The sequence below is a fragment of the Eilatimonas milleporae genome (assembly GCF_003688555.1).
GTDB lineage: Bacteria > Pseudomonadota > Alphaproteobacteria > Sphingomonadales > Kordiimonadaceae > Eilatimonas > Eilatimonas milleporae.
Genome location: NZ_REFR01000016.1, coordinates 1 through 22,965, shown reverse-complemented (window position 1 = coordinate 22,965; position 22,965 = coordinate 1). Strand labels below are relative to the sequence as shown.

Sequence of the window (22,965 nt, the reverse complement as noted above, 5' to 3'; positions counted from 1 at the left end):
GGAACGGTTTCAGCGCCCGGCAGTACCGTCATCCGCATGCAGCGGCAGACTGACACCGCCAATAATCGGCCCGTGGCCATAACCAGCGTGTAACAGAATGGCAAGATGATCCGCATCCACCTGCACCCCCATGGCGGGATTGATTTCAGTGATCCAGTCTTCACCGTTCCAGTCGGCAATGACATCCGTATACCGTACCACATTGGTATAGTGTAGCTGCCTGCCCTGGTTTTCACCGGCACCGACCTCAACCGAGGCATCCCCCACATACCACACCAGCCGCACTGCAACCGTATCGGCCACGGCCGTTGCCGGCAGGGTGACGGTTATGACGCCGTCCCGGCGCGTGATGCCGGGCGTGACATGCAATCGCTCAATGTCCCGTGCCTTGGCGACGGAATTGCGAATTTTGTCCTTTTTCGACCCGACACACTGGAAACGCCCGTCAACGATAACCTGGGGGGTGAATACACCGCCCCGGCCCATCCGTTTGTTGTAGGCGGCCTGGCGGGCGCTGTTGCGAGGGTGGGCGAAGGTATCGGCCCAGCCCAGACGATCCCAATAGTCAACCGGCCAGGACAATGTCAGCACGCCGGGCTTGTCACGCATGGCCTTAACCGCGGCATCTGCCGGCGGACAACTGCTACACCCCTGGCTGGTGAACAGTTCCACAACCGTCAGCCGGTCCCCGGCCACCACGTTCCCGGTGATAAGCAGAGACGACAGACTCAATACCGCAATACAAAGTATCTGTTTCATGAAAGCTAAAATAAGCAAGGCGGCGATATCTTGCCAATCACCAGTGTGTGAGAAAACCGCGCCTGCAATGTGACTGCCTATCGCTCAAGCAGCCAACAGGCCGGGGTTTCACCCCATATGGTCCATGGTCCGGTACAGCGACAGGGTGCGCCATATGACACACCCCGTCATTACATTCGCAGAACTTTCGCTGGCAGATGTCAGGCCGCCAGCCGGCGCAGCACATAATGCAGAATGCCGCCATTCTCGAAATAGGTCACCTCGTTGGCCGTATCCAGACGGCTTTGAACGGTAATGTCCTTTTGACTGCCGTCGGCATAGGTGATGGTGACCTTCAGGTCCTGGCGTGGGATCAACCCGGCATCAATACCGGTAATATCGAAGATCTCCGTCCCCACGAGGCCAAGGCTTTCGCGACTGTCCCCATCCTTGAACTGTAACGGCAGCACACCCATGCCGACCAGATTGGACCTGTGAATCCGCTCGAAGCTTTCCACAATCACTGCTTTTACACCGAGCAGATTGGTGCCCTTGGCCGCCCAGTCGCGGGATGAACCGGTGCCGTATTCCTTACCGCCAACGACCACAAGCGGTGTATCGGCGTCGCGATATTTCATGGCGGCGTCATAGATGCTCATCACCTCGCCCGATGGCTGATGCGTCGTCCAGCCACCTTCCGTGCCCGGCGCCATCAGGTTGCGCAGGCGGATATTGGCAAAGGTTCCGCGCATCATCACCTCGTGATTGCCACGGCGCGACCCATAGGAATTGAAGTCCGCGACCGTGACGCCGTGATCCTGCAGGTATTGCCCGGCTGGGCTGTCCGGCTTGATGGCGCCTGCGGGGCTGATGTGATCTGTTGTGATACTGTCGCCAAGCAGTGCAAGCGGCCGGGCACCGCGCACATCGGTCGGTTTGTCGATACTCTGCGACATACCCTCGAAATAGGGCGGATGCTGAACATAGGTGGACTGGCCATTCCACTCATAGGTTTCACCCTCGGTCACCGGGATGTCCTGCCATTCCGGCGTACCGGTGAAAACATCCTTGTAACGTTCGATAAACATGTCACGGGTGAGCGACAGGCCGATGGCCTCATGCACGTCACTGTTGGACGGCCAGAGGTCCTTCAGATAGACGTCATTGCCATCCCTGTCCTGGCCGAGAGGTTCACGCGTGATGTCGATTTTCATTGAGCCGGCAATGGCATAGGCGACAACCAACGGCGGAGAGGCCAGATAGTTGGCCTTGACATCCTGGCTGACGCGGCCTTCGAAGTTCCGGTTGCCGGACAGAACGCTGACGGCCACCAGATCATTCTTGTTGACGGCTTCGGAAATCGGCGCGTCCAGCGGGCCGGAATTGCCGATACATGTGGTACAGCCATAACCCACCAGGTTAAAGCCGAGCGCATTCAGATGCTCCGTCAAACCCGCCTTGTCCAGATAGTCGGTCACAACCTGACTGCCCGGCGCCAGCGAGGTTTTGACCCAGGGTTTGCGGGTCATGCCCAATTCGTTGGCTTTTTTGGCGACAAGGCCGGCTGCCACCAGCACATCCGGATTGGATGTGTTGGTGCAGCTTGTGATGGCTGCAATACAGACATCTCCGTGTGTCAGTGTGTAGTCTTCGCCCGCAACCGGATATTCAGCCGTATCACCGGCCTTGCCGAAGTCTTCGAGCACTTTTTCGAAGGCCGGCGCGGCGGTTGCCAGTTCCACCCGGTCCTGCGGACGTTTCGGCCCGGCCAGGGACGGCTTGACCGTGGAAATATCCAGCGACAGCGTATCGGTGAAAACGGGGTCTTCACTGCCGGGCCCGCGCCACATGCCCTGCTCCTTGGCGTAAGCCTCGACCAGCGCCAGCGTGTTGTCGTCACGGCCGGTGAAGCGCAGATAATCCAGCGTTTGCTGTGAAATCGGGAAAAAGCCGCAAGTTGCGCCGTATTCGGGGGCCATATTGGCGATGGTGGCCTGATCGGCCAGCGTCAGTTCATCAAGGCCGGAACCGTAAAATTCGACGAATTTGCCGACCACGCCCTTTTCACGCAGCATCTGCACAACGGTCAGCACCAGATCGGTAGCGGTGATGCCCTCATTCAGCTTGCCGGTCAGCTTGAAACCGATCACTTCCGGAATCAGCATGGAGACAGGCTGGCCCAGCATGGCGGCCTCTGCCTCGATTCCGCCGACCCCCCAGCCCAGCACGGCAAGGCCGTTGATCATGGTGGTATGACTGTCCGTGCCAACGCAGGTGTCGGGATAGGCAACGGTGCGGCCGCCTTCTTCACTGGTCCACACGGTTTTCGCCAGATATTCCAGATTCACCTGGTGGCAAATGCCGGTGCCCGGCGGCACGGCGGAGAAATTGTCCAGGCTGGACTGCCCCCAGCGCAAAAATTCATAACGCTCGCGGTTCCGTTCCATTTCCAGCCGCACATTATCGGCAAAGGCCGTCGGACTGGCGAATTTATCCACCATGACCGAATGGTCGATCACCAGATCGCACTGGGCAAGCGGATTGATCTTTTTCGGATCCCCGCCCATGTCCGCCATGGCGGCCCGCATGGCAGCCAGATCCACCACGGCCGGAACACCGGTGAAATCCTGCATCAGAACCCGCGCCGGGCGGTAGGCGATCTCATGGGAGGAACGGCGCTCCTTCTGCCAGTCGGCCAGCGCCTGGATATCCTCGCTTTTGACCGTGTCGCCGTCTTCATAACGCAGCAGGTTTTCCAGAAGGACTTTCAGCGTATAAGGCAGGCGCGATACATCGCCGATTTTCTCCGCTGCGGCTTTCAGGCTGTAATAGTCATATTCCTGACCACCGACAGTCATGGTACGGCGGGTGTTGAGTGTATCCTTGCGCGGGGATGACATGATGGGGCGTCCTCCTTAGCTGGGGGTAAGAAACGTCAAGCGGGGCGGCGGTATGCCGGTGGCGACCGGCGCGGTCTGGACAATGCGACAGCGGCACAGGCCGTATGTCCCCGAAAACTCTTCAAGGGTCGCTGCCTTATCGCCCAAGGGGCCTGAATTTGCAATGCCCTGAGTGCGCACATCCCACCAAGGTCTATCATGGACAGATATGTGGCCCAGATCACACAGCAATCGTTCGCCGCCGGCCGGTTGAAAAAACCGCCCGCACTCTCACCGAAAAAGGTCCCCAGGCCCCCCGGTCAAATCCGGACTTTAATGAAAAGAGACGCAATTTGAGTAAAAAAGTGCCTAAAAATGGCCGCGAAGTCGGCCGGAAACACCCGTAAAACATCACGATTACGCCCCAATTCGGCGGCAGCCTGACCATCCCGACAAACACTCAGATGAAAGGGATATCGGCCATGGCGGATTTAACTCTTCTGGATTGGGTGCTTTGCGTTGCGCTGTTCGGTGTGGCGGCTGGCGGTTTCTGGGCCAGTCACAAATGGGCCGGACGATACCGTTTTTAGGTCTTGAGTGTTGAACAGGGGTCCGGGGGTTGAAGGGATCACCGCAAGCCCGCGATTGCGCCTCCTGAACAGGCCGGTCATATAACCGGTCCTCCGCGAAATCATGACGGTATTCCCTTTGCCCCCTGCCCTTATCTAGCCACTCTCGCTAGGGGTTTTGGCGCTGATCGTCAGCGCATGGACCGGACCGGCAAGCTCCTCGCGCAGGGCTGACATCACCAGGCGCTGGCGTGCAACACGCGACAGACCCGCGAAGGCGTCAGCGACGATATCCACATGAAAATGGCTTTCCCCCCCTTCACGATAGCCTGCATGCCCCCGGTGCTGTTCCGATTCGTCGATAATATCAAGGGTGACGGGGGTCAGTGCATCCGTCAGTTTACGGTGCAGTGTTTCGGTTACCTGTCCCATGTGTCTCAGTATCCTTTTGCATCTTTTCGGTAAGACGGTGCAGTGCAAAAACTTGCGTCTTGGCATTGATCCGGTCAGGGTAGCGGCCCACACTATAAGCTGTGATGGAAGCCATTCCCGGCAAGTACCGCCGCCTTGAACATGGTGCGGCCTGCCACGGGAAGGCTCTTATAGTATTAAGAGATCATAGAGGAAGTCCATTATGACCGCCCCCCTTTCCGCAAAGGCAACAGATACGTTCGGCACCGGTATCCCGCAGGAAAACGCCTTGCCGGGGGAAACCGTCAGCGTGCGCGACGTGTTCGGCATCGATGTGGACATGACCGTGCCGGCCTTTGCCGAAAGAAACGAGCATGTGCCGGAAGTGGACGAAGCCTATGTTTTCGATGCCGAGACCACGCTGGCGATCCTGGCCGGGTTTGCCCACAACCGGCGGGTCATGATTCAGGGCTATCACGGCACCGGCAAATCCACTCATATCGAACAGGTGGCCGCACGGCTGAACTGGCCTTTGATTCGCGTCAATCTGGACAGCCATATCAGCCGCATTGATCTGGTCGGGCGCGATGCCATCGTATTGCGTGACGGCAAGCAGGTGACGGAGTTTCAGGAAGGTATTTTGCCCTGGGCGCTGCAATCGCCCACAGCCATAGTTTTCGACGAATATGACGCCGGCCGTCCCGATGTGATGTTCGTCATTCAGCGTATTCTGGAAGTCGAAGGCAAGCTGACCCTGCTGGATCAGAACAGGGTTCTGCGTCCGCACCCGGCCTTCCGCATTTTTGCCACCGCCAATACGGTCGGGCTGGGCGATACCACGGGCCTGTATCACGGGACACAGCAGATCAATCAGGGCCAGATGGACCGCTGGAACATTGTCGCGACCCTGAATTACCTGCCCCACGGCACGGAAACCGGCATTATCCTGGCGAAAGAACCCGGTTTCGATACCGATGACGGCCGCGAGACCATCAGCCAGATGGTTCATGTGGCCGATATGACCCGCACGGGTTTCATGGCGGGCGACATTTCAACGGTGATGAGCCCGCGTACGGTCCTGTCCTGGGCGCAGAATACTCGCATTTTCGGCAATGTCGGCTTTGCCTTCCGGGTCAGCTTCCTGAACAAATGCGATGAGGCGGAACGGCCGATCGTGGCGGAATATTATCAACGCGCCTTTGGTCACGATCTGCCGGAAAGCGCCGCACCCCATCAGGTCGACACATGAAATCCCTCACGGATAGGCACTCATAATGGCTGACGGAGGACGCGGCAAAAAAGATGTGTTCGAGCGTGCCCTGTCAGCCTGTGCACGGTCATTAAGCGACGACAAGGCCCTTGAGGTTGAATTCACCGTCGACCGCCCCGGCCTTTCGGCGGGGACCGTGCGCCTGCCGCATCTGCCGCACAAGGTCAAATCGCGCGATGTGGCCGAACTGCGCGGCATGGCCGACAGCTATGCCCTCAGGCATCGTCACCATGACGCCGCACTGCACCGCAAACTGGCACCGGGCAGCCCCATGGCCCGCCGTATTTTCGATGCCCTGGAAACCGTCCGTGTCGAAGCTCTCGGCGCGCGGGCGCTGTCCGGTGTACGCGATAATCTTGATGTCCTGACGGACAAACGGGCACGCCAGGACGGTCTGGCGCGACCCCTTGATGACACATCACAGGACGATGCCGACCGGCTGGCGGGAATTATCGGTCTCCTGGCACGGGAACGTCTGACAGGGGCAGCACCGCCTGAGTGTGCGTCCGCCATGCTGGAGGCGTGCCGCGGCCAGTATGAAGGACTGATCGGCCATCTGCTGGACCAGATGGAAGACCGTATCGACGACCAGAAAGGTCTTGCGGTCCTGGCGCGAAGCCTGATTTCCACTCTGCTCGGCGACGAAAGCGGAAATGAAACGCCGGAAGACAACCCGGAAGAATCCGAAAGCGAGAGCGGCGGTGACAGCCCGCAGGGCTCCGACAATGGCGACGGCGAAAGCGAGGGCGGCGAAGGTGACGGCGCTGAAATGGGCGAGGACAGTGACGGCCCTGAGGCCGGCGAAGAAGATGCCGGCACCGAGGCGGCCATGGACATGGCCGACGACACCGAGGCCGAAGCAGGCGAAGGAACGCATGAGGGCACTGTACCGTGGCGCCCCAACCGCCCGCTGGAAACCCTGCCGGATACGCCCTTTTATAGCGTCTTCACGGATGCATTCGATGAAGTGATAAAGGCCGAAGAGCTATGCGACGCCGATGAGCTGGAGCGCCTGCGTAAATATCTGGACCAGCAGATGGCCGCGCTGTCAGGCGCCGTCTCAAAACTGGCCAATCGGCTGCAGCGCCGCCTGCTTGCCCAGCAGCGCCGTCATTGGCAGTTTGATCTGGAAGAAGGGTTACTTGATGCCGCGCGCCTGTCGCGCGTTGTCACCAATCCGACGCATCCACTGTCCTATAAAATGGAATCGGATACCGAATTCCGCGACACGGTTGTTACCCTTCTGCTGGACAACTCCGGCTCCATGCGGGGGCGCCCCATTTCCATCGCAGCGATCTCTGCGGACATATTGGCGCGTACGCTGGAGCGCTGCGGGGTCAAAGTGGAAATTCTCGGCTTCACCACCAAGGCATGGAAAGGCGGCCAGTCAAGGGAAGAATGGCTGAAAGCGGGCCGACCCAAATCTCCGGGCCGTCTGAACGATCTGCGTCATATTATCTACAAGACAGCGGATGCACCCTGGCGGCGGGCCCGGCGCAATCTGGGCCTGATGATGCGGGAAGGGTTGCTGAAGGAAAATATCGACGGCGAAGCCCTGCTGTGGGCACACCAGCGCCTCATTGCCCGGCCCGAAGAACGGCGGATCCTGATGGTGATTTCCGACGGCGCACCGGTGGATGACAGCACGCTGTCAGTGAATTCGGGCACATATCTTGAAAATCATCTGCGTCAGATCATCAAATGGATAGAGACCCGCTCACCCGTTGAACTGATCGCCATCGGCATCGGCCATGACGTGACACGTTATTACAGCCGCGCCGTCACGCTTCTGGATGCCGAACAGCTTGGCGGCGCCATGACGGAACAGCTTGCGGCCCTGTTCGAGGAAACGCCGCCGCGCCCCACGACCGGATCGGCAGCAGGACTGTTGCGCTGATGGCTGCGCCGGGGCGCAGCCACACAGTTATGGCGCTTGTCGGAATTGCCGGTGTTGCCGTGGGTCTTGCTGTCGCCATGGGCTGGTTTGACGGTGATGGAGATACCCGCGTCTCCAGTGCAATGGATCCGGCAAACAGTGTATCCCACAGTACGGCCGAACCATTGGACATCACGGCCACACCGGTCGATCTGCTGCCCACCAATCCCGGACTGCGCACATTGGGCGCCCTGACTTTTGTCAAGGGATGGGTGTTACAGTCCGATCATCCACGCTTCGGCGGCTGGTCGGGTCTTGTCCTGTCCGGCAGGACGCTGACGGCCATCAGCGACCGGGGCTGGTGGCTGGAAGCTCGCTTTGATATTGCCGGCGAAGCACCGCTCACGGACGCAAGCATCCGCCCCTTCAGCCCGGAAACCCGAACCGCGTCCAAGTCCGATCTGGACGCCGAATCACTGATTGCGGCACCGCTGGGTTTCCTCGTCGCGTTTGAACGAAATCATCGCCTGTCATATGCCAGCGTGCCTGGTGGCTGGACATGGGATATAGCGCTCGACCGTCTTCCCGACCTGAGCGGCCTGCCCCGCAATGGCGGCCTCGAAGCCATTGCCTGGACGGCCGATGATGCCTTGCTGATGTTTTCTGAACGGGGCCTTGATCCGCAGGGACGGCTCAAGGCCTGGCGCTGGAACGCCTTAGGCAAAGGCACGGAGCGCACAGAAGTTTTTTATCTGAAACCGGGGTCCAACTTCGCCCCGACCGATGCAGCCCGCCTGCCTTCGGGCGATATTCTTGTACTGCAACGGCGCTATACCCCCGCGGATGGCGTGGCGGCACGCCTTGTCCGTCTGCGGGCGGCAAGCGTGGCGGCAGGACTTGCCGGTCGTACATTGCAGGGTGACCTGCTCGCCGAATGGGCCCCGCCTTACACGGTTGACAATATGGAAGCTCTGGCAGTGATTGACCGGGACAATGGAAGCCCTCGGCTGATCATGATGTCAGACGACAATTTCAGCAGGACGCAGCGCACCTTGCTTATGGTGTTCGATCTGGCGGGGGCATAGTGATGCACCGTGGTAAAAGTATCGAGGTGCAAAAGATATTTTCCGAAGCCCGCAACTTGATCCTTGAAGAAAATCCCGCAAAAGCAGAGCGCATGCTGGCTGAGGCCAGCAGGAAAAACGACCACGCCGCGCTGGCCCGACTGCGTGCGAGTGCTCTGTTGATGATGGGTGAAGTGGAAAAAGCCCGCTCACTGATACGGAAAGCCATTACCCATGTCTGGGCCCCATTGCCCGCGGATGTCTCTTTCGCAGCGGATGGCCACAGCCTGTTTTATCGTCTGCCGCTCCTAAGAATTCTATACATTCATGTACCCAAATGTGCATCAAGCACGGTCAAGAACATCATATATGACTGCGCACGCAAAAGCGGCGATGCAGACCATTCCGGCAAAGCACCGACACAGCGTCTGAATCGCAACGATTTGGTTGGTGGTGCATATGCCAGCTGGATGCGGTTTCTTGTTGTCAGAGACCCGATTGAGCGGATGAGGTCTTTCTGGCGCAGCAACATTGTTATCAAGAATGAGCTGTCCAGAGATGCCGGCGGCCAGAGTATTTTTCTTGGCCTGCCGACCCAACCTGATTATCGAGTGTTTGCTGAAAACCTCGTCCGCTATCAGCAGGTTTTCCGCTGCGTCATGCGCCATACCGCCCCGCTTGTGGATATCGCAGGGGGCAATACGGCTCTCTTCACCCATATATATGGTCTGGGTGATTTGGACCGTTTGCGCAGCGATATTGAAAGTCATTGTGGAATTGCGCTGCCGCCGTCTCACCGCAATATGACACCGTCATCCGTACAACCGCCGCCCGGAGGGGCATATGAGGATAATTTGCGGCATACTCTTTTTCGCACTGATTACGAAATCTATGGTAGCTGGTTTTCCTGATTATACGTAAAAACCGGCCTTGAAAATCAAGACCGGCTTCTGAGGTTGTTCAAATATGCGGAGACTGAAAGCTAAATGTTCAGACCGTTTTCTGAACGCTTTTTTCTGAAACAGCTTTTTTGATTTCTTTCTTCAGCTTCTGCGCCTTCGGCGACAGGTTATCGTCCCGTTGCTTCAGCAGAAAGTTGTCCAGGCCGTCATTGTGTTCGACAGAACGCAGCGCATGGGTGGACAGTTTGAAGCTAACCGAACGGCCCAATGCGTCGGAAAGAAGTGTGGCTTTCGTCAGGTTGGGCAAAAAGCGGCGGCGGGTTTTGTTGTGCGCATGCGACACATTGTTACCCGTCATCACCCGTTTTCCCGTCAGTTCGCAAACTCGCGACATGGTCCTTATCCTTCTTTTTCTACCGGGCGGATCTTCCATCCCGGGAATCTTTTGGTTGCCAAGTGCTGTTCAAGGCCGTGCGGCTTGCCCGCCCCAGCCTTGAAGAGTGAACCGCGCGTCAATAAGGCCTGTGGCCGTCTGAGTCAAGATCAGGAGCGGGCAGCCCTGTTCAAACCGCCACTTGCGGCCGGTAGCGGGAAAAATTGGCCCGCTGCTCAAGATAACGGCCCATGGACAGCATCTCTCCTTCACCCAGAAGACCGCCCCAAAGGGTTATCGTATGCGGCAGGCGCCGCGCCGGACCGGATGTGGCATCCGCCACACCTGTCAAAGCCTCCGTCTCCCGTTCTTCCATGCCCAGCGGCAGGGTCAGGGATGGGTGGCCGGTGAAATTGGTGATGATCAGCAGACTGCCCGCAAAGTTCGGGCTGATCAGCATATCCACCTGATTGTAAACATCGTCCATGACAGCCATCACGCGCCGGCGGAACCGGTCGATCTGTATCAATTCGACCGCTGAATGAAACCGCGCGGCGCGGAAAGTGTTGGGCCAGGCACGGGCCTCCTGCCATGCCAGCATATCGTCGCGGTTGGACAGTGTCAGGTCCTCGAACGCGGCGGCCGCTTCCGCCTCCACCACCGTGAACAGTGCCTGATAGGGCAGATCGGGCAGGGCGATTTCCCGCAGCGTGGCACCGCTTTTCCGAACCTGTTCCAATGCCCACTGATCGGTTGGCGTGGCATCCTTGAACCATGCGGGGTCGTAACCCACGGTCAGGGCGGACAGGTCAAAATCCGCATTATAGGAAAAGCCGTGGCTGTGGCTGGAAGCATCGCCCGCGTCCGCCCCGTTGATGGCCGCCAGCACCAGGGCCGTATCCTCCGTGAAACGGCAAATCGGCCCGAATTTATCAAGCGACCAACACAAAGCCATGGTCCCGGTGCGCGGCACCCGCCCGAATGTGGGGCGTAAGCCCGTCACCCCGCACCGGGTCGAGGGGGACACGATGGAGCCAAGTGTTTCCGTACCGATGGAAAAACCACACATGCCCGCCGCCGTGGCCGAGGCAGACCCGGCGCTGGACCCGCTTGACCCCTCTTCCGGCGCCCAGGGGTTGCGGGTCACCGCGTCAAACCATTTATCACCATAGGCCAGCGCCCCCAGACTGGCTTTGCCGAGGAGAACGGCCCCCGCTTCCCGCAGACGACTGACGATAACGGCATCCTCGTCCGGTATGCGGTCCTGATAGGGAGCGGCCCCCCATGTGGTTTTCACGCCCTGGGTGTCGGCCAGATCCTTCAGCGCATAGGGAATGCCGTGCAAGGGGCCACGGTCGTTTCCTGCTGCAAGCTCCGCATCGGCCTGTGCGGCCTGTGCCCTTGCGGTATCGGCCATGGGGGTGATGAAATTGTTCAGAACCGGGTTCAACCGGGCAATACGCTCAAGATAAATATCGGTCAGCCGGGCACTGGTCACAAGGCCGCCGCGCAGCCAGTGCCCCTGTTTGGCGATAGGGGCGAAGGCGATGTCGACGTCCGATCCGGGCCGGTCGGAAACGGAAATCCGGCTGATACGCACACCATCATTCTGTGGGTTGTTCTCTGAACCGGATAGAAAGGGGGTGAACGTCAACGCGGGCGCGTCGTCATTGGCCAGCATGACAGCAGCGCGGCGCGCTTTGAGACGTGTCAGATAATCATCCAGTTCACCGGCCATCTGCGCGCGTTCGCCATCGGTGTAGTCAACACCCATCAGGCGCTCGGCGCACTGAATGTCGCCGGCCTGAACCCCGGCCGTATTGTCTGCATCCTGTGCCGATGCAGTGCCGGCAAGGGCGGCCCCGGTGCCGGCTGCGGCCATCCCCTTCAAAAGCGCGCGACGGCTGACATTGGTGGTTTTCATATCCATATCCTCCCCATAAGATTCCGATCCGCATTTCACGGCGGTTTCGTATATACGGGTGCAGAGTATAGAGCTTGAACGGCGCGCGAGAAGCGTTATCAAGAACACGTCGCAAACGGTTTGGCGGCAATGGTAATTGAGGACATGCCCGCACATGGGCCGAAATATACGCGCCATATTGGGCCCCACAAACACCGGCAAGACTCATTACGCTGTTGAACGTATGTTGGCGCACAGCTCCGGCATGATGGGGTTTCCGCTGCGTTTGCTGGCGCGGGAGGTCTATGATCGTGTCGTCGGCGCCAAGGGCAGAAATCAGGCCGCATTGATCACTGGCGAGGAACGCATTGTACCGGAAGGCGCGCGCTATTTTCTGTGCACCGCCGAAGCCATGCCCCGCCACATGAATGTGGAGTTCGCCGCGCTTGACGAGGTGCAGATGGCGGCCGACTCCCAGCGCGGCCATGTGTTCACCGACCATATGCTCAACACGCGCGGTCTGCACGAGACCCTGCTGCTCGGCGCGGAAACCATGCGTCCGCTGATCCGGCAATTGCTGCCCGAGGCCGACATCGACACACGGCCCCGCCTGTCCTGTCTGACCCATACCAAACCGGTCAAACTGTCACGCCTGCCCCGGCGCAGTGCCGTGGTGGGATTTTCCGCCAGCGAGGTTTACGGCATGGCGGAACTGATCCGCAGGCAGAGGGGCGGTGCCGCCATTGTGATGGGCGCGCTCAGCCCGCGCACGCGCAATGCGCAGGTCGCCATGTATCAGTCCGGCGAAGTGGATTATCTGGTGGCCACCGATGCCATCGGCATGGGCCTTAATATGGATATCGATCATGTGGCCTTCGGAAGTCTGGAAAAATTCGACGGCCGCCTGTTCCGTCACCTCAACCCGGCGGAAGCCGCGCAGATCGCGGGACGCGCCGGACGTTACAAGCGGGACGGCACCTTCTCCACCCTAGGCGGGGAAGGTGTGATGGACCCGCTGATAGTCGCCCAGATTGAAGACCATCAGTTTGATGCGCTGAGACGCCTGACATGGCGCAACAGCCGCCTGGATTTCACCTCCGCCGGCCGTTTGATCCGCAGCCTGGAAATGCCGGCAAAAACAGAGGGACTGCACCGTCAACGCGACGCCACCGATCTGGTGGTGCTCAAGGCGCTGTCCATGGACGCTGACATTGCCGGCCGTGTCAGGGATCCAGGACAGGTCCGGCTGCTGTGGGATGTCTGTCAAGTGCCCGATTTCCGTAAGATTTCGGCGGATGACCATATCAGCCTTTTGCGCCGGATTTTTCTGGATCTGTCCGGTGATGCCGGGGTTATTGAAGACGGCTGGATTGCGCGTCAGGTCAAGCGCCTTGACAATATTCATGGCGATATCGATACCTTGGCCGGACGCATTGCCGGTATCCGTGTGTGGACCTACGTATCGCACCGGAGCGGCTGGCTGAAAGACGGTGCCCACTGGGCCCATATGACCCGCAGTGTCGAAGACCGCCTGTCGGATGCGCTGCATGACAGGTTGACACAGCGTTTTGTAGACAGGCGCACAGCAGTGCTGATGCGTTCGCTCAAGCAGAAGGATAGTCTAAGCGTGAGCATCGACAGCGAGAAGGGCACCGTGTCCGTTGAGGGGCACGAGGTTGGCACGCTTTTTGGGTTTTCGTTCCGGGTTGCCGAAAGCGTCGACCGGCAGGAGGAAAAGACCATCCGGGCCGCCACCGTCCCGGGCCTGCAGGCGGAAATGATGCGACGGGCCAAGCTCTTGGCCAATGTCGGCATCAAGAAGGTGTCGCTGGATTTTACCGATGGGCTGTGGCGTCCGCGCGTAATGTGGGACGGTGCACCGATTGCCCGCGTCGAACATTCAGGCGCACTCTTCGCACCGCGCGTCCGACTGATGGAAGACACGCTTCTGGAAGGGGACGTATCCGTTCTGGTGCTTGAGACCGTCCAGAAATGGCTTGATGAACGGATTGCCGACAAACTGGCCCCGCTGATGGCCCTGTCAAAGGAACTGAACGGCGAGGTGGAACCCGCCGAAGGCACACCGCCGCTGTCCGGGCTGGCGCGTGGAATTGCATACCGCATGCTGGAATCCTACGGCGTCCTTCCGCGTGTGGCGGTGGACTCGGATCTGCGTCAACTGGATCAGGACGCCCGTAAGGGCCTGCGCCGTTTCGGCATCCGTATCGGCGCCCTTAGCCTTTACATGCCTTTGATCCTGAAACCGCATGCAACGGAACTGCGGCTGATGCTGTGGGCCCTGGCCAGAAGCGAAACGGCGCTGCCAACCATACCCACTCCAGGCATGGTCTGGGTCGATACGGAAAAAGCCGTACCCGAAGGCTTCTACGATCTTGCCGGTTTCCGTGTCGTCGGCGCCAAAGCGGTACGGATCGACATGCTCGAGCGTCTGGCGGATACGGTACGGCCTCTCGGCCAGGATCGCAGCTGGTTCGAGGTAACACCGGAAATTATGGGCCTTGTCGGCCTGTCGGGAGAGAGTTTCGCCAGTGTCATGAAAGCATTGGGCTATGCATGGGAAATCCGGAAATTACCGCCGGCTTCAGCGGAGGCAACATCTGTTGATAAGCCATCGGAAACAGCCCCTGATTCGCCTCCTTGTCTGCCCGGCGAACCGGTTTCCGGGCAGACAACAGATGACGGTGAAAAAAGTGCCGCCAACACAGCCCCTGACCAGCCAACGGCGGACATAGTACAGCATACACCGGATGCAACCGACGTCCCTGCGGTCGACATCGGTGACCCATCCGTCCTGTCCCCCGTCGTTCAGGAAACCCCGGAACAGACACCCGCGCCCACCGCAGACCAACCGGTGTCTTCCGAACGTCCCGATGCGGATGCAGGCTTAGAGGACACCGAGGCACGGAAAACCGCGTCTGACGCGGACGCCATACAAGGAGATACCGGGCCTGAAGATGCCGTACCGCCTGCCGCAGATACCGATGAGGCATCCGCTGAACTGGTGGAGCGCTATGTCTTCAAATGGGCCCCTTCAAGAGGACGCCGGCATGGCGGCGGCAGGTCGTCGGCGGACACCCGCGACGGAGAGCGCCAATCCCGTGGGGGGCAGGCACGAAAAAGGCCCCAGAATTCACACGGCAGACCGAAAGCGGCACGCGGGGCGCGCGACAACAGCGCCAAATCGTCCAAACCAGGCAAGGACACGCGCCGCGTATCGCGGCCGCGCCGCTCTGAAAAACAGGCCGACCCGGATTCGCCTTTCGCCGCCTTGGCCGGCCTCAAGGAAGCTCTTGACAAAAAAGCCCGCTGATAAAATCGCAAAAAGCCCGCCCGATGGCGAACCGACATCCTCACAGCGGCTGGATGTGTGGTTGTGGCATGCCCCTATCATCAAGACACGCAGCCTGGCGGGCCGGATATGTGTACAAAATGGTGTGCGCATCAACGGGCACCGCACCGAGAAACCTGCCCGCCGCATCGCACCGGGCGATATCCTGACCTTTGCCCTCGGGCACAAGGTATGGGCTCTTGAAGTTCTGAAAATCGGAACCCGGCGCGGCCCCGCGGCAGAGGCACGCACCCTCTACCGCGAGCTTTGATATCCGGACCGGCCGACATCCGGCGCCATCCTGACAGGCACCGCATGAAAGGCATGCAAAGGCCGGGTATCTAAACCCGTTGCCCTGGTCCATCCTTTTGTGCATAAACCCGCAATTGGAAAGATGCATGTCCGGGCAAAATTCAGACACTGTCACCAGTTCGTCCTGATATACTCGGCGCAGCCCCTGATTTGATCAAGGAGACAAGTGATGACCTATGTGGTGACCGAGGCCTGCATCAAATGCAAGTTTATGGACTGCGTTGAGGTCTGTCCGGTCGACTGTTTTTACGAAGGTGAAAACATGCTGGTCATCAATCCCAATGAGTGTATCGATTGCGGTGTTTGTGAACCGGAGTGCCCGGCCGAAGCCATCCTGCCCGACACGGAAGACGGGCTTGAGGAATGGCTGGAAATCAACACCAAATATTCCGAGACATGGCCCAATATCACCGTTAAGGGGGAACCGCCCGCCGACGCCGACGACTGGCAGGGCAAGGAAGGCAAGAAAGAATTCCTCTCCCCCAATCCCGGGCAGGGCGGTTAAATCCGTTCAGACACGGGGCAGACTGCGGAAACAGGCCCGGCAGTATTTTTTGCTCTGCGGTTAACCCATTACCCTGTTTATCGTTTCAGCACCTCGCCGATGCAGCCTCAGCGAGAGACTTTCGTCTGTCTTTTTTGAGTCAAATATGTTACAAACGCATACATGTGTGCTGATCAGGGCCGTAATCCTGAACCGGCACCAACTGCGGCTTGAAAGACGATACTCGGTTGTCGGCAAGGGCGGCTGAACATCATTTGGGTTGCTGAACACTGTCATGAAACGTGGCGATGGCCGACATCCCTTCCCGCACACGGGAAGGATGAATGGTCCATGCGGCGTTTTGCGTTTTGTTGCGGACCGCCATACGCCATTGGTACATTTTGTGTGCCAAAACAATATCGGCAGACAAGAAGCCGATAGGCGTTTTCCGCCAAAATGCTCGGACAGGGTTGCAGGCAGTCCGTGTCCAAACCGCATTGTACCACGTTGCCAGGGGGCACAGCCGATCCAGGGCCGGGCCTTAAATGACGCTGCTCCACTGGCACGGCTATACACAAGAAGGACTTAAAACGGTTATGGCTGCCAAATCAAAAACTCATCCTTTTTCCGTCGGAGATTACATTGTTTATCCCAAACACGGTGTAGGCCGGATCAGCGAGCTTGAAACCCAGGAAATATCCGGTCTGACGCTGGAACTTTACGTTATTCGTTTTGAAAAGGAGCGCATGACCCTGCGCGTGCCGACGAACAAGGCTGCCGGCAGCGGCATGCGCCGCCTGTCGAACGACGCCACCATGAAGGAAGCCTTCACAACGTTGAAAGGCAAAGCCCGCATCAAGCGTACCATGTGGAGCAGGCGCGCCCAGGAATACGAGGCCAAGATCAATTCCGGTGATCTGGTCTCCATTGCCGAAGTTGTGCGGGATCTGCACCGGGGCGATGACCAGCCGGAACAATCCTATTCCGAACGGCAAATTTACGATGCGGCGCTCGGCCGTTTGGCCCGCGAACTTGCGGCTGTTGAAAATATCGAAGAGGCGGACGCCATCGTTCGGCTGGAAAAAGAACTGGCCGCCTGAAACGACGATTTCAACTCATATCCACCTGACTGTGAAAACCCCGTTGGATTTGATTCAACGGGGTTTTTTATACCCATCCCGTAAATTCTGACAATTTTTGTCAGAAAAATTGATCCGGGCAGTTTTCAGGCGCGTATTTCCTATAGTTGCGTTAAGGGGAGATACGGATATGTCACGTACCAACTGGGTATCCGGTGATGATCGCAGGGTTATCCGCCATGCCATGAAGGCCCCCATGCTGTCCCGCGAACGGGAGTTGGAATTGGCAAGGGCATGGCGTGAAGGCGCGGACGAGCGCGCGCTGAAACGTCTGACCGAATCCTACCTGCGTCTGGTGATTGCCGCGGCAAGCCGTTTCCGCCATTACGGTCTGCCGGTGGCGGATCTGATTCAGGAAGGCGTGATCGGTCTCATGGAAGCCGCCTATCGTTTCGAACCTGATCGCGATGTCCGCTTCTCCACATACGCCAGCTGGTGGATCCGTGCCTCCATTCAGGATTTTGTCTTGCGCAACTGGTCGATCGTACGCACCGGTACGACAGCGGCCCACAAGGCTCTCTTCTTCAATTTGAAACGTCTGAAAGCCAGGCTCGATATGCCGACCGAGCGTCCCCTGTCATTCGAAGCCAGGCGCCGCATCGCCGATGAACTCGGCGTGAAAACACGCGATGTCGAAACCATGGAAGGCCGCCTGTCCGGTGTCGACCGGTCATTGAACGCGCCTGTCGGCGATGACAGCATGCAGGAATGGCAGGAACTTATCGTCTGTGACGCTCCGCTTCCGGACGAACAGGTCATGACCACCCATGACGGCCATCGCCGGACGGCGTTGATCCACGATGCCATGCGCAGCCTGTCCGAGCGGGAAAGCTATATCATTCGTGAACGCCGCCTGCGTGAAAAAGGGGAAACCCTGGCAGCCCTTGGCGAGCGTCTCGGCATTTCCAAGGAAAGGGTGCGTCAGCTGGAAGCACAGGCTCTTGGCAAACTGAAAACCGCACTGGTTCGGCGTATACCCGACCCTGCCGCTGCGGGGCTTTCGGCTGGATAGGAGCCGTCAGCAATCGCAGCCAGTCGAATCTGACCCATTGCCCTGACAAGCAAGCGCGGACCCCACCGCCAATCACTCCAGCCACGCGCCTCGATGTGCCGGCCTTTCAGATTTACCGGGTCAAACCCCTGTTTGCGCCAGCTTCTTGCAACCCCGGCCGGTATGTCCAGGGTGACATCACTGCGCCAGTTATCGCCAAAGTTCACATAGACCCAGCCACGCCGTAGACTGACATCAGCGACCTGACCTGACAGGATTATAAAATGTCCGTTCGGGACACTGTCCGGTTTGTTGGCATCACGGGCTCTGTATGCCTGCAGCCGCCAAAGGCCGCGCTCAATCCGCCGGGCCGTATCTTCCGCCATGTACAGATCGCCCAACAAGGGACAACTGCCCGGTGTCGGCGACAACAAGGCCATGCCTTGCGTCAGCAACGTCTGTTGCAGCCAAAGACCGGTAGCGGTCGATATATGTGCCAGCCGCCGACCGTGCCGGTCATGCCTGCGGTCACCGTCAAAACAGAAAAAATTCAGAGAATCACGCGAAAGAGCCGTCAGCCTCTCATGGGCATTTTCGGCGCCGGGCCAGGTGGTGCCGGGTCCGCCTTCCGGCCATAATTCCGGCAGTTTGATATCCGCCAGCCGGACCGTCGATCCATCATCCAGCCGCAAATGCCCGGCACCCGTGACAGCTTCCGCATATCCGCTTCCGCAGGGTGTGAGACCCGTTTCTGCCGGCCAGGGACGTGGCCCCGCAGAATCCGCGTAGAGGTCACTCGGGACACCGGCCAAACATAATAAGATCAGGATGATATGACATAAATTGGCGGGCATGTGCATCATGGGTATGCGGCTGATGTGACGGCGGGCTTCCGCCTTGTCAGGTCAGAATGGGCGCCTTATGGTTGCACTGTCCAGAGTGTTACGCCCTCCCCTTATCTTCGACCAATGCAAGGACCAGCCAATGACCGAGACTGACGGCGAAAAAACCGACATGACCCCCGAGCAGGAAAAGGCGCTTCAGCGTATGGCGAACGACCTGCACCGGCTCAATAACTCCGTCATGGCGATGGTTGACCTCGGCCTGTCGGTAGAGCTGATTCGCACATGGCGCTATCATGAAAAGGGGGCATGGGGCGACATGCTGGTGCCGATCGTCCGCGACAAAAAATAACGCCGCACCCTCCCCTCTCGGTAGCGTGTCCCGGCTTATGATGTCCGCCCTGTTCAGGCATACTCCCGGGCATTCAGCGTTTCCGCGAAAGAGGCAACTGACTGCGCAAGCGTTTCGCTTTTGACCTCGGCCCCCGTCAAGGAAAGGGTTTCCGCGACGGGGACATCCACCAGGGCAGCCATTTCATCAACTGCGCGCGACAGGCTCCCGTGACCGTCATGCGTCAGGAAAAAACCCACTCTTTCCAGGGACGGCAGTCCCCCTTGCGTCAGAAAACTGCGCACCGGCAGGGCCGGATGGCTTGTCCATACGGGCGTACCCACCAGAACGAGATCGTAATGGCTGCGCGGAAAGGGCGGCACGGCAATGTCCGGCAGTTTTCCGGCCACACTGTGATACCCTGCCAGAAAATATCGCAAATCTCCCGGTCGGTATTTCATGCATTCTATTTCAGCGATATCGCCTTGAAGGGCAGCGGCCAGGGCCTTTGCCAGCGTCCGCGTTGTACCCGTGCGTGAATAATAGACAATCAGTGTGTCCATGCCGACACTCTCCCCTACCGCGTAGTGCATCCATATGATGCCTTTGGGGCATATAGCATCGTTTGCCGGCGGCCGCGTTGACGGCGATCAAAGGTAAACCGAATACGGGAAAGAAACGCGGGCTTCGACAGTGCGGAAATATGGCGGCCGTTTTACAGCAAAGCCGTCAGCAGCATGTAGGGCAGCGCGAAAAACCCGGCGGCCCAGATCGCCGAACGCAGATAGGGAAGCCCACTCGCATAAGCCGGGACATACGCGACCCGCGCCCAGAAATAGATCTGTGCCGCCAGGGCCGTCCCGAGTGTATTGGCCGACGCCAGCTCCACCACCGCGACCGCGGCGGTAAACAGAATGAGACCTTCCATATGATTGCCAAAGGCTCTGTGCAAACGTCCGGCCATACCGGTCGGTGACCGTTCCGTATCGCGCGGCCCGCCGGTGTATCCGGTTCCAAGCTGCAGATTGACAGGGATAGCCATGAGAATCAGCTGTGCCACTGCCAGCAGACCCGCATAGGCCAGATAGGTGACTTCAACGCTCATGATAGACCCTGTCCAAGCATTCAGCCGATACCAACAATCAGCACTATAGGACTGGCGATGAACGTTTCCAGTTTTATGCTGGAAATGGTGCCCTCAGGAGGAGATGAAGTCGAGCGCAAATTCATTGCACGTTTCTGGGAAGCTCAGGGCTATCAGCCAAAAAACTTCACCAATCCATACGCCTACTTTTCCCAGTTGAGCTCCAATGATCCAACCATTCTGATCGTCGATTACCAGATGCCTGAGCCTAAGACGGTCGCCAAGTGGAAGAAGCATACGGCCGTGTCAGACCTTAAGACGGACCCGAAGGAGGTGCGCTCCACAGTTCTGACGGTTGAAGAAGAAACGATTATCGTCGTCTTTCGCAAACACACGCTTTTACCGCTGGATGATTACCTTTACGCCCTGCAATCGACAATCTCACATTTAACCCGTTCTGCTTTACACCGCTGTTTACAGCGCCACGGCATATCGCGCTTGCCGGACGTTGAGCATGACAAGCCTGCAAAGCAAAAGTTCAAGGCCTACCCGATCGGCTGATTTTCATATCGATATCGGCGAGGTTAGCACACAGGAAGGCAAACTATATCTTTATGTTGCGATTGATCGAACATTTAAGTTCGTATTCTTCCAGGCCGTTCACAAAATGGGGCGGTCCTCCGCGTCAGCATTCCTGGAGGACTTGATTGAAGCGGTTCCCTATAAAATTCATACGGCTCTAACCGACAACGGTATCCAATTTACGTTTCCGCCGAGATATAAAGACGGACCGACTGCGCGGTATATGACGCATATGTTCGACATGCGCTGCCAAGAGAACGGGATCGAACACAGGCTAACGAAGGTGAAGCATCCGTGGACAAACGGACAAGTCGAACGCATGAAGCGAACTATCAAGGAAGCGACTGTTAAGCGGTATCATTATGCTGACCATGACCAGTTCAAAAGGCACCTGGAAACATTCATCAATACCTATAACTATGCGCGCCGCTTGAAAACGCTACGTGGACTGACACCCTACGAATACATCTGCAAAATGTGGACAAAAGAACCCGAAAGGTTCAGGCTCAATCCAATCCATCAATGCCGAGACTAGGCTGTTGGACCTGTCGCGTTATTTTGCCGCCCTTAGTGCTCGTTTAGGCTACTTTCCGTTCGAAAGCGAGCGGGCTTTTCCAGCCCAAAGGAGAGTGTCGCCGGCGCGGGTTGTAGAAGCCATTGATGTACCGGCAGATGGCCACTTCTGCTTCACGGCGCGTTTTCCATGACCTTCGCCAAATCAGTTCTGCTTCGATCGTTTTGAAGAATGTTTCAACGGCTGCGTTGTCGTAACAGTTTCCTGTTCCACTCATCGACACCTCGAAGCCATGCTGACGCAGGATTTTCTGGTAGTCGTGTGAACAGTATTGGCTGCCGCGATCCGTATGATGAATGCAGCCCTTCGGAGGCTGTCTCAAGGCAATGGCCATATCGAGCGCCCGGACCGCCAGATCACGCTTCAAGCGGTTGCTGACGGCCCAGCCGATGACCCGTCTTGAATGCAGATCGAGAATGACAGCGAGATATAGCCAGCCTTCGTGCGTCCAGGCGTAACTGATATTTCCCGCCCACTTCTGGTTTGGTTTATCCGCTGCGAAGTTCCGGTTCAGCAGGTTCTGCGCGATATTGAAGGCATGGTTGCTGTCGGTCGTCACCTTGTATTTCTTCGATCTTTCAACCCGTATGCCATTCTCGCGCATCAAACGCCCAACGCGGCGATGGCCAACACTAAGGTCAAGCTCTTTCAATTATTCGGTCATGCGCGGACGGCCGTAGCTGCTCAAGCTGAGACGAGATTGTTTCTTGATGTGCGCCAGAACGATCATGTCGGTTCGTTGCCTTTGGCTGGCCGGGCGACGGCGATAGGCACGCAGGCCACGGGGCCTGAAATCTAGAACGTCACACATGCGATTTGCGCAAAAGGCAGTGCGGTGTTCTTCTATAAAGCGAAACCTCATGGTTTTTGGCCCGCGAAGAACTGCGTTGCCTTTTTTAAGATCTCCCTCTCCTCCTTGAGAATGCGGTTCTCATGTCGAAGCCGCTCATTCTCACAGGCAAGGTCCAAGTCCTTGTCGGATACCACGTCGGTGTCGCGATACGCAGCTACCCACTTGTTCAGCGTTGACAGACCAACGCCCAAATCTGACGCTACCTGCTTCCTTGTAAGCCCGCTCGTCAGCGCGATCCGCACCGCATCAACCCGGAATTCATCCGTTCGTTTCAGTCCCATAGTTCGTCTCCTTTGCTAAAGTAAATGCTATCAAAGGAGCGGCATCAAACCGCGACAGGTCCATGTAGGCTCATAAGCTCTCAAGCGCAGGCGTATTGCGGCTATCTTCACCATTGCCAGAAAGGTGGAGCCCAGTTTGTCATATCGGGTTGCAATAC

The 22,965-nt window shown here is 58.1% G+C and carries 18 protein-coding genes and 2 pseudogenes; 11 read left to right on the top strand and 9 right to left on the bottom strand.

Features of this window, described 5'->3' with window-relative positions:
• Window positions 1-9 precede the first annotated feature (9 nt).
• The 3 genes from BXY39_RS17640 to BXY39_RS17630 form a co-directional block, all read right to left on the bottom strand.
• Window positions 10-759, bottom strand: a complete 750-nt coding sequence (locus BXY39_RS17640) for a DUF1223 domain-containing protein (RefSeq protein ID WP_121940230.1) — start codon at window positions 757-759, stop codon at window positions 10-12.
• Between the two features lie 200 nt (window positions 760-959).
• On the bottom strand, window positions 960-3,638 hold the full coding sequence (gene acnA / locus BXY39_RS17635; protein ID WP_121940229.1) for an aconitate hydratase AcnA: 2,679 nt from the start codon (window positions 3,636-3,638) through the stop codon (window positions 960-962).
• 704 nt (window positions 3,639-4,342) lie between these two features.
• Entirely contained in the window at window positions 4,343-4,618 is a 276-nt protein-coding gene (locus BXY39_RS17630; protein ID WP_121940228.1) for a BolA family protein, read from the bottom strand.
• Between the two features lie 202 nt (window positions 4,619-4,820).
• Between BXY39_RS17630 and cobS the strand changes: the two genes are divergently transcribed.
• Genes cobS through BXY39_RS17610 form a run of 4 tightly spaced genes read left to right on the top strand, consistent with a single transcriptional unit; the run spans window position 4,821 to window position 9,718 of the window.
• The gene (cobS, locus tag BXY39_RS17625) at window positions 4,821-5,846 is read left to right on the top strand and encodes a cobaltochelatase subunit CobS (protein WP_121940227.1); all 1,026 of its coding nucleotides are present in this window, start codon (window positions 4,821-4,823) and stop codon (window positions 5,844-5,846) included.
• 25 nt (window positions 5,847-5,871) lie between these two features.
• Entirely contained in the window at window positions 5,872-7,764 is a 1,893-nt protein-coding gene (gene cobT, locus BXY39_RS17620; protein ID WP_121940226.1) for a cobaltochelatase subunit CobT, read from the top strand.
• Window positions 7,764-8,828, top strand: a complete 1,065-nt coding sequence (locus BXY39_RS17615) for an esterase-like activity of phytase family protein (RefSeq protein WP_121940225.1) — start codon at window positions 7,764-7,766, stop codon at window positions 8,826-8,828. Before cobT ends, BXY39_RS17615 begins: the two co-directional genes overlap by 1 nt.
• Before the next feature lie 2 nt (window positions 8,829-8,830).
• Window positions 8,831-9,718, top strand: coding sequence for a sulfotransferase family 2 domain-containing protein (locus BXY39_RS17610; RefSeq protein ID WP_121940224.1), 888 nt, complete (start codon window positions 8,831-8,833; stop codon window positions 9,716-9,718).
• 79 nt (window positions 9,719-9,797) lie between these two features.
• On the opposite strand, the gene rpmB is transcribed toward BXY39_RS17610, so the two are convergent.
• Together rpmB and BXY39_RS17600 are read right to left on the bottom strand one after the other, a co-directional pair.
• A complete protein-coding gene (rpmB, locus tag BXY39_RS17605) occupies window positions 9,798-10,103 on the bottom strand; it encodes a 50S ribosomal protein L28 (protein ID WP_121940223.1) in 306 nt (101 codons plus the stop codon).
• 169 nt (window positions 10,104-10,272) lie between these two features.
• Entirely contained in the window at window positions 10,273-12,006 is a 1,734-nt protein-coding gene (locus BXY39_RS17600) for an amidase (protein ID WP_121940367.1), read from the bottom strand.
• A gap of 154 nt (window positions 12,007-12,160) precedes the next feature.
• Between BXY39_RS17600 and BXY39_RS19590 the strand changes: the two genes are divergently transcribed.
• The 5 genes from BXY39_RS19590 (at window position 12,161) to BXY39_RS17575 (ending at window position 18,281) form a co-directional block, all read left to right on the top strand.
• Complete coding sequence (locus tag BXY39_RS19590; RefSeq protein WP_121940222.1) at window positions 12,161-15,316, top strand: helicase-related protein; 3,156 nt, start codon at window positions 12,161-12,163, stop codon at window positions 15,314-15,316.
• Window positions 15,297-15,605 (top strand): RNA-binding S4 domain-containing protein, encoded by a 309-nt coding sequence (locus tag BXY39_RS19585; RefSeq protein WP_211332326.1) that lies wholly within the window; start codon window positions 15,297-15,299, stop codon window positions 15,603-15,605. The genes BXY39_RS19590 and BXY39_RS19585 overlap by 20 nt, the downstream gene beginning before the upstream one ends.
• 210 nt (window positions 15,606-15,815) lie before the next feature.
• Complete coding sequence (fdxA, locus tag BXY39_RS17585; RefSeq protein WP_121940220.1) at window positions 15,816-16,151, top strand: ferredoxin FdxA; 336 nt, start codon at window positions 15,816-15,818, stop codon at window positions 16,149-16,151.
• Between the two features lie 575 nt (window positions 16,152-16,726).
• Window positions 16,727-17,230 carry a CarD family transcriptional regulator gene (locus BXY39_RS17580; protein ID WP_121940366.1) on the top strand — a complete coding sequence of 168 codons (504 nt, stop codon included), beginning with the start codon at window positions 16,727-16,729 and terminating at the stop codon, window positions 17,228-17,230.
• A gap of 169 nt (window positions 17,231-17,399) precedes the next feature.
• Window positions 17,400-18,281 carry an RNA polymerase factor sigma-32 gene (locus BXY39_RS17575; protein ID WP_121940219.1) on the top strand — a complete coding sequence of 294 codons (882 nt, stop codon included), beginning with the start codon at window positions 17,400-17,402 and terminating at the stop codon, window positions 18,279-18,281.
• Here the strand turns inward: BXY39_RS17575 and BXY39_RS20135 are convergent.
• Window positions 18,191-19,114 (bottom strand): thermonuclease family protein, encoded by a 924-nt coding sequence (locus BXY39_RS20135; protein ID WP_425458916.1) that lies wholly within the window; start codon window positions 19,112-19,114, stop codon window positions 18,191-18,193. The genes BXY39_RS17575 and BXY39_RS20135 overlap by 91 nt on opposite strands.
• A gap of 130 nt (window positions 19,115-19,244) precedes the next feature.
• Between BXY39_RS20135 and BXY39_RS17565 the strand changes: the two genes are divergently transcribed.
• On the top strand, window positions 19,245-19,454 hold the full coding sequence (locus BXY39_RS17565; RefSeq protein ID WP_121940217.1) for a hypothetical protein: 210 nt from the start codon (window positions 19,245-19,247) through the stop codon (window positions 19,452-19,454).
• Window positions 19,455-19,507: 53 nt separating this feature from the next.
• Here the strand turns inward: BXY39_RS17565 and BXY39_RS17560 are convergent, their stop codons facing one another.
• On the bottom strand, window positions 19,508-19,996 hold the full coding sequence (locus BXY39_RS17560; protein ID WP_170163934.1) for a flavodoxin family protein: 489 nt from the start codon (window positions 19,994-19,996) through the stop codon (window positions 19,508-19,510).
• Window positions 19,997-20,148: 152 nt separating this feature from the next.
• Window positions 20,149-20,538, bottom strand: coding sequence for an MAPEG family protein (locus BXY39_RS17555; RefSeq protein WP_121940215.1), 390 nt, complete (start codon window positions 20,536-20,538; stop codon window positions 20,149-20,151).
• A gap of 195 nt (window positions 20,539-20,733) precedes the next feature.
• Here BXY39_RS17555 and BXY39_RS17550 point away from each other — a divergent pair.
• Window positions 20,734-21,634: pseudogene (locus BXY39_RS17550) on the top strand (IS481 family transposase).
• A 43-nt stretch (window positions 21,635-21,677) separates the two neighbouring features.
• On the opposite strand, the pseudogene BXY39_RS17545 reads toward BXY39_RS17550, so the two are convergent.
• A pseudogene (locus BXY39_RS17545) lies at window positions 21,678-22,807 on the bottom strand (IS3 family transposase).
• Window positions 22,808-22,965: the final 158 nt, after the last annotated feature.

What these genes read in the sequence shown, in the direction of transcription:
- BXY39_RS17565 (WP_121940217.1), top strand. Translation starts at nt 19,245, where the DNA reads ATGACCGAGACTGACGGCGAAAAAACCGACATGACCCCCGAGCAGGAA.
- BXY39_RS17580 (WP_121940366.1), top strand. Translation starts at nt 16,727, where the DNA reads ATGGCTGCCAAATCAAAAACTCATCCTTTTTCCGTCGGAGATTACATT.
- acnA (WP_121940229.1), bottom strand. Translation starts at nt 3,638, where the DNA reads ATGTCATCCCCGCGCAAGGATACACTCAACACCCGCCGTACCATGACT.
- BXY39_RS17575 (WP_121940219.1), top strand. Translation starts at nt 17,400, where the DNA reads ATGTCACGTACCAACTGGGTATCCGGTGATGATCGCAGGGTTATCCGC.
- BXY39_RS17610 (WP_121940224.1), top strand. Translation starts at nt 8,831, where the DNA reads ATGCACCGTGGTAAAAGTATCGAGGTGCAAAAGATATTTTCCGAAGCC.
- BXY39_RS17560 (WP_170163934.1), bottom strand. Translation starts at nt 19,996, where the DNA reads ATGGACACACTGATTGTCTATTATTCACGCACGGGTACAACGCGGACG.
- BXY39_RS20135 (WP_425458916.1), bottom strand. Translation starts at nt 19,114, where the DNA reads ATGCCCGCCAATTTATGTCATATCATCCTGATCTTATTATGTTTGGCC.
- BXY39_RS17600 (WP_121940367.1), bottom strand. Translation starts at nt 12,006, where the DNA reads ATGAAAACCACCAATGTCAGCCGTCGCGCGCTTTTGAAGGGGATGGCC.
- BXY39_RS17640 (WP_121940230.1), bottom strand. Translation starts at nt 759, where the DNA reads ATGAAACAGATACTTTGTATTGCGGTATTGAGTCTGTCGTCTCTGCTT.
- cobS (WP_121940227.1), top strand. Translation starts at nt 4,821, where the DNA reads ATGACCGCCCCCCTTTCCGCAAAGGCAACAGATACGTTCGGCACCGGT.
- BXY39_RS17630 (WP_121940228.1), bottom strand. Translation starts at nt 4,618, where the DNA reads ATGGGACAGGTAACCGAAACACTGCACCGTAAACTGACGGATGCACTG.
- fdxA (WP_121940220.1), top strand. Translation starts at nt 15,816, where the DNA reads ATGACCTATGTGGTGACCGAGGCCTGCATCAAATGCAAGTTTATGGAC.
- rpmB (WP_121940223.1), bottom strand. Translation starts at nt 10,103, where the DNA reads ATGTCGCGAGTTTGCGAACTGACGGGAAAACGGGTGATGACGGGTAAC.
- BXY39_RS19590 (WP_121940222.1), top strand. Translation starts at nt 12,161, where the DNA reads ATGGGCCGAAATATACGCGCCATATTGGGCCCCACAAACACCGGCAAG.
- cobT (WP_121940226.1), top strand. Translation starts at nt 5,872, where the DNA reads ATGGCTGACGGAGGACGCGGCAAAAAAGATGTGTTCGAGCGTGCCCTG.
- BXY39_RS17555 (WP_121940215.1), bottom strand. Translation starts at nt 20,538, where the DNA reads ATGAGCGTTGAAGTCACCTATCTGGCCTATGCGGGTCTGCTGGCAGTG.
- BXY39_RS17615 (WP_121940225.1), top strand. Translation starts at nt 7,764, where the DNA reads ATGGCTGCGCCGGGGCGCAGCCACACAGTTATGGCGCTTGTCGGAATT.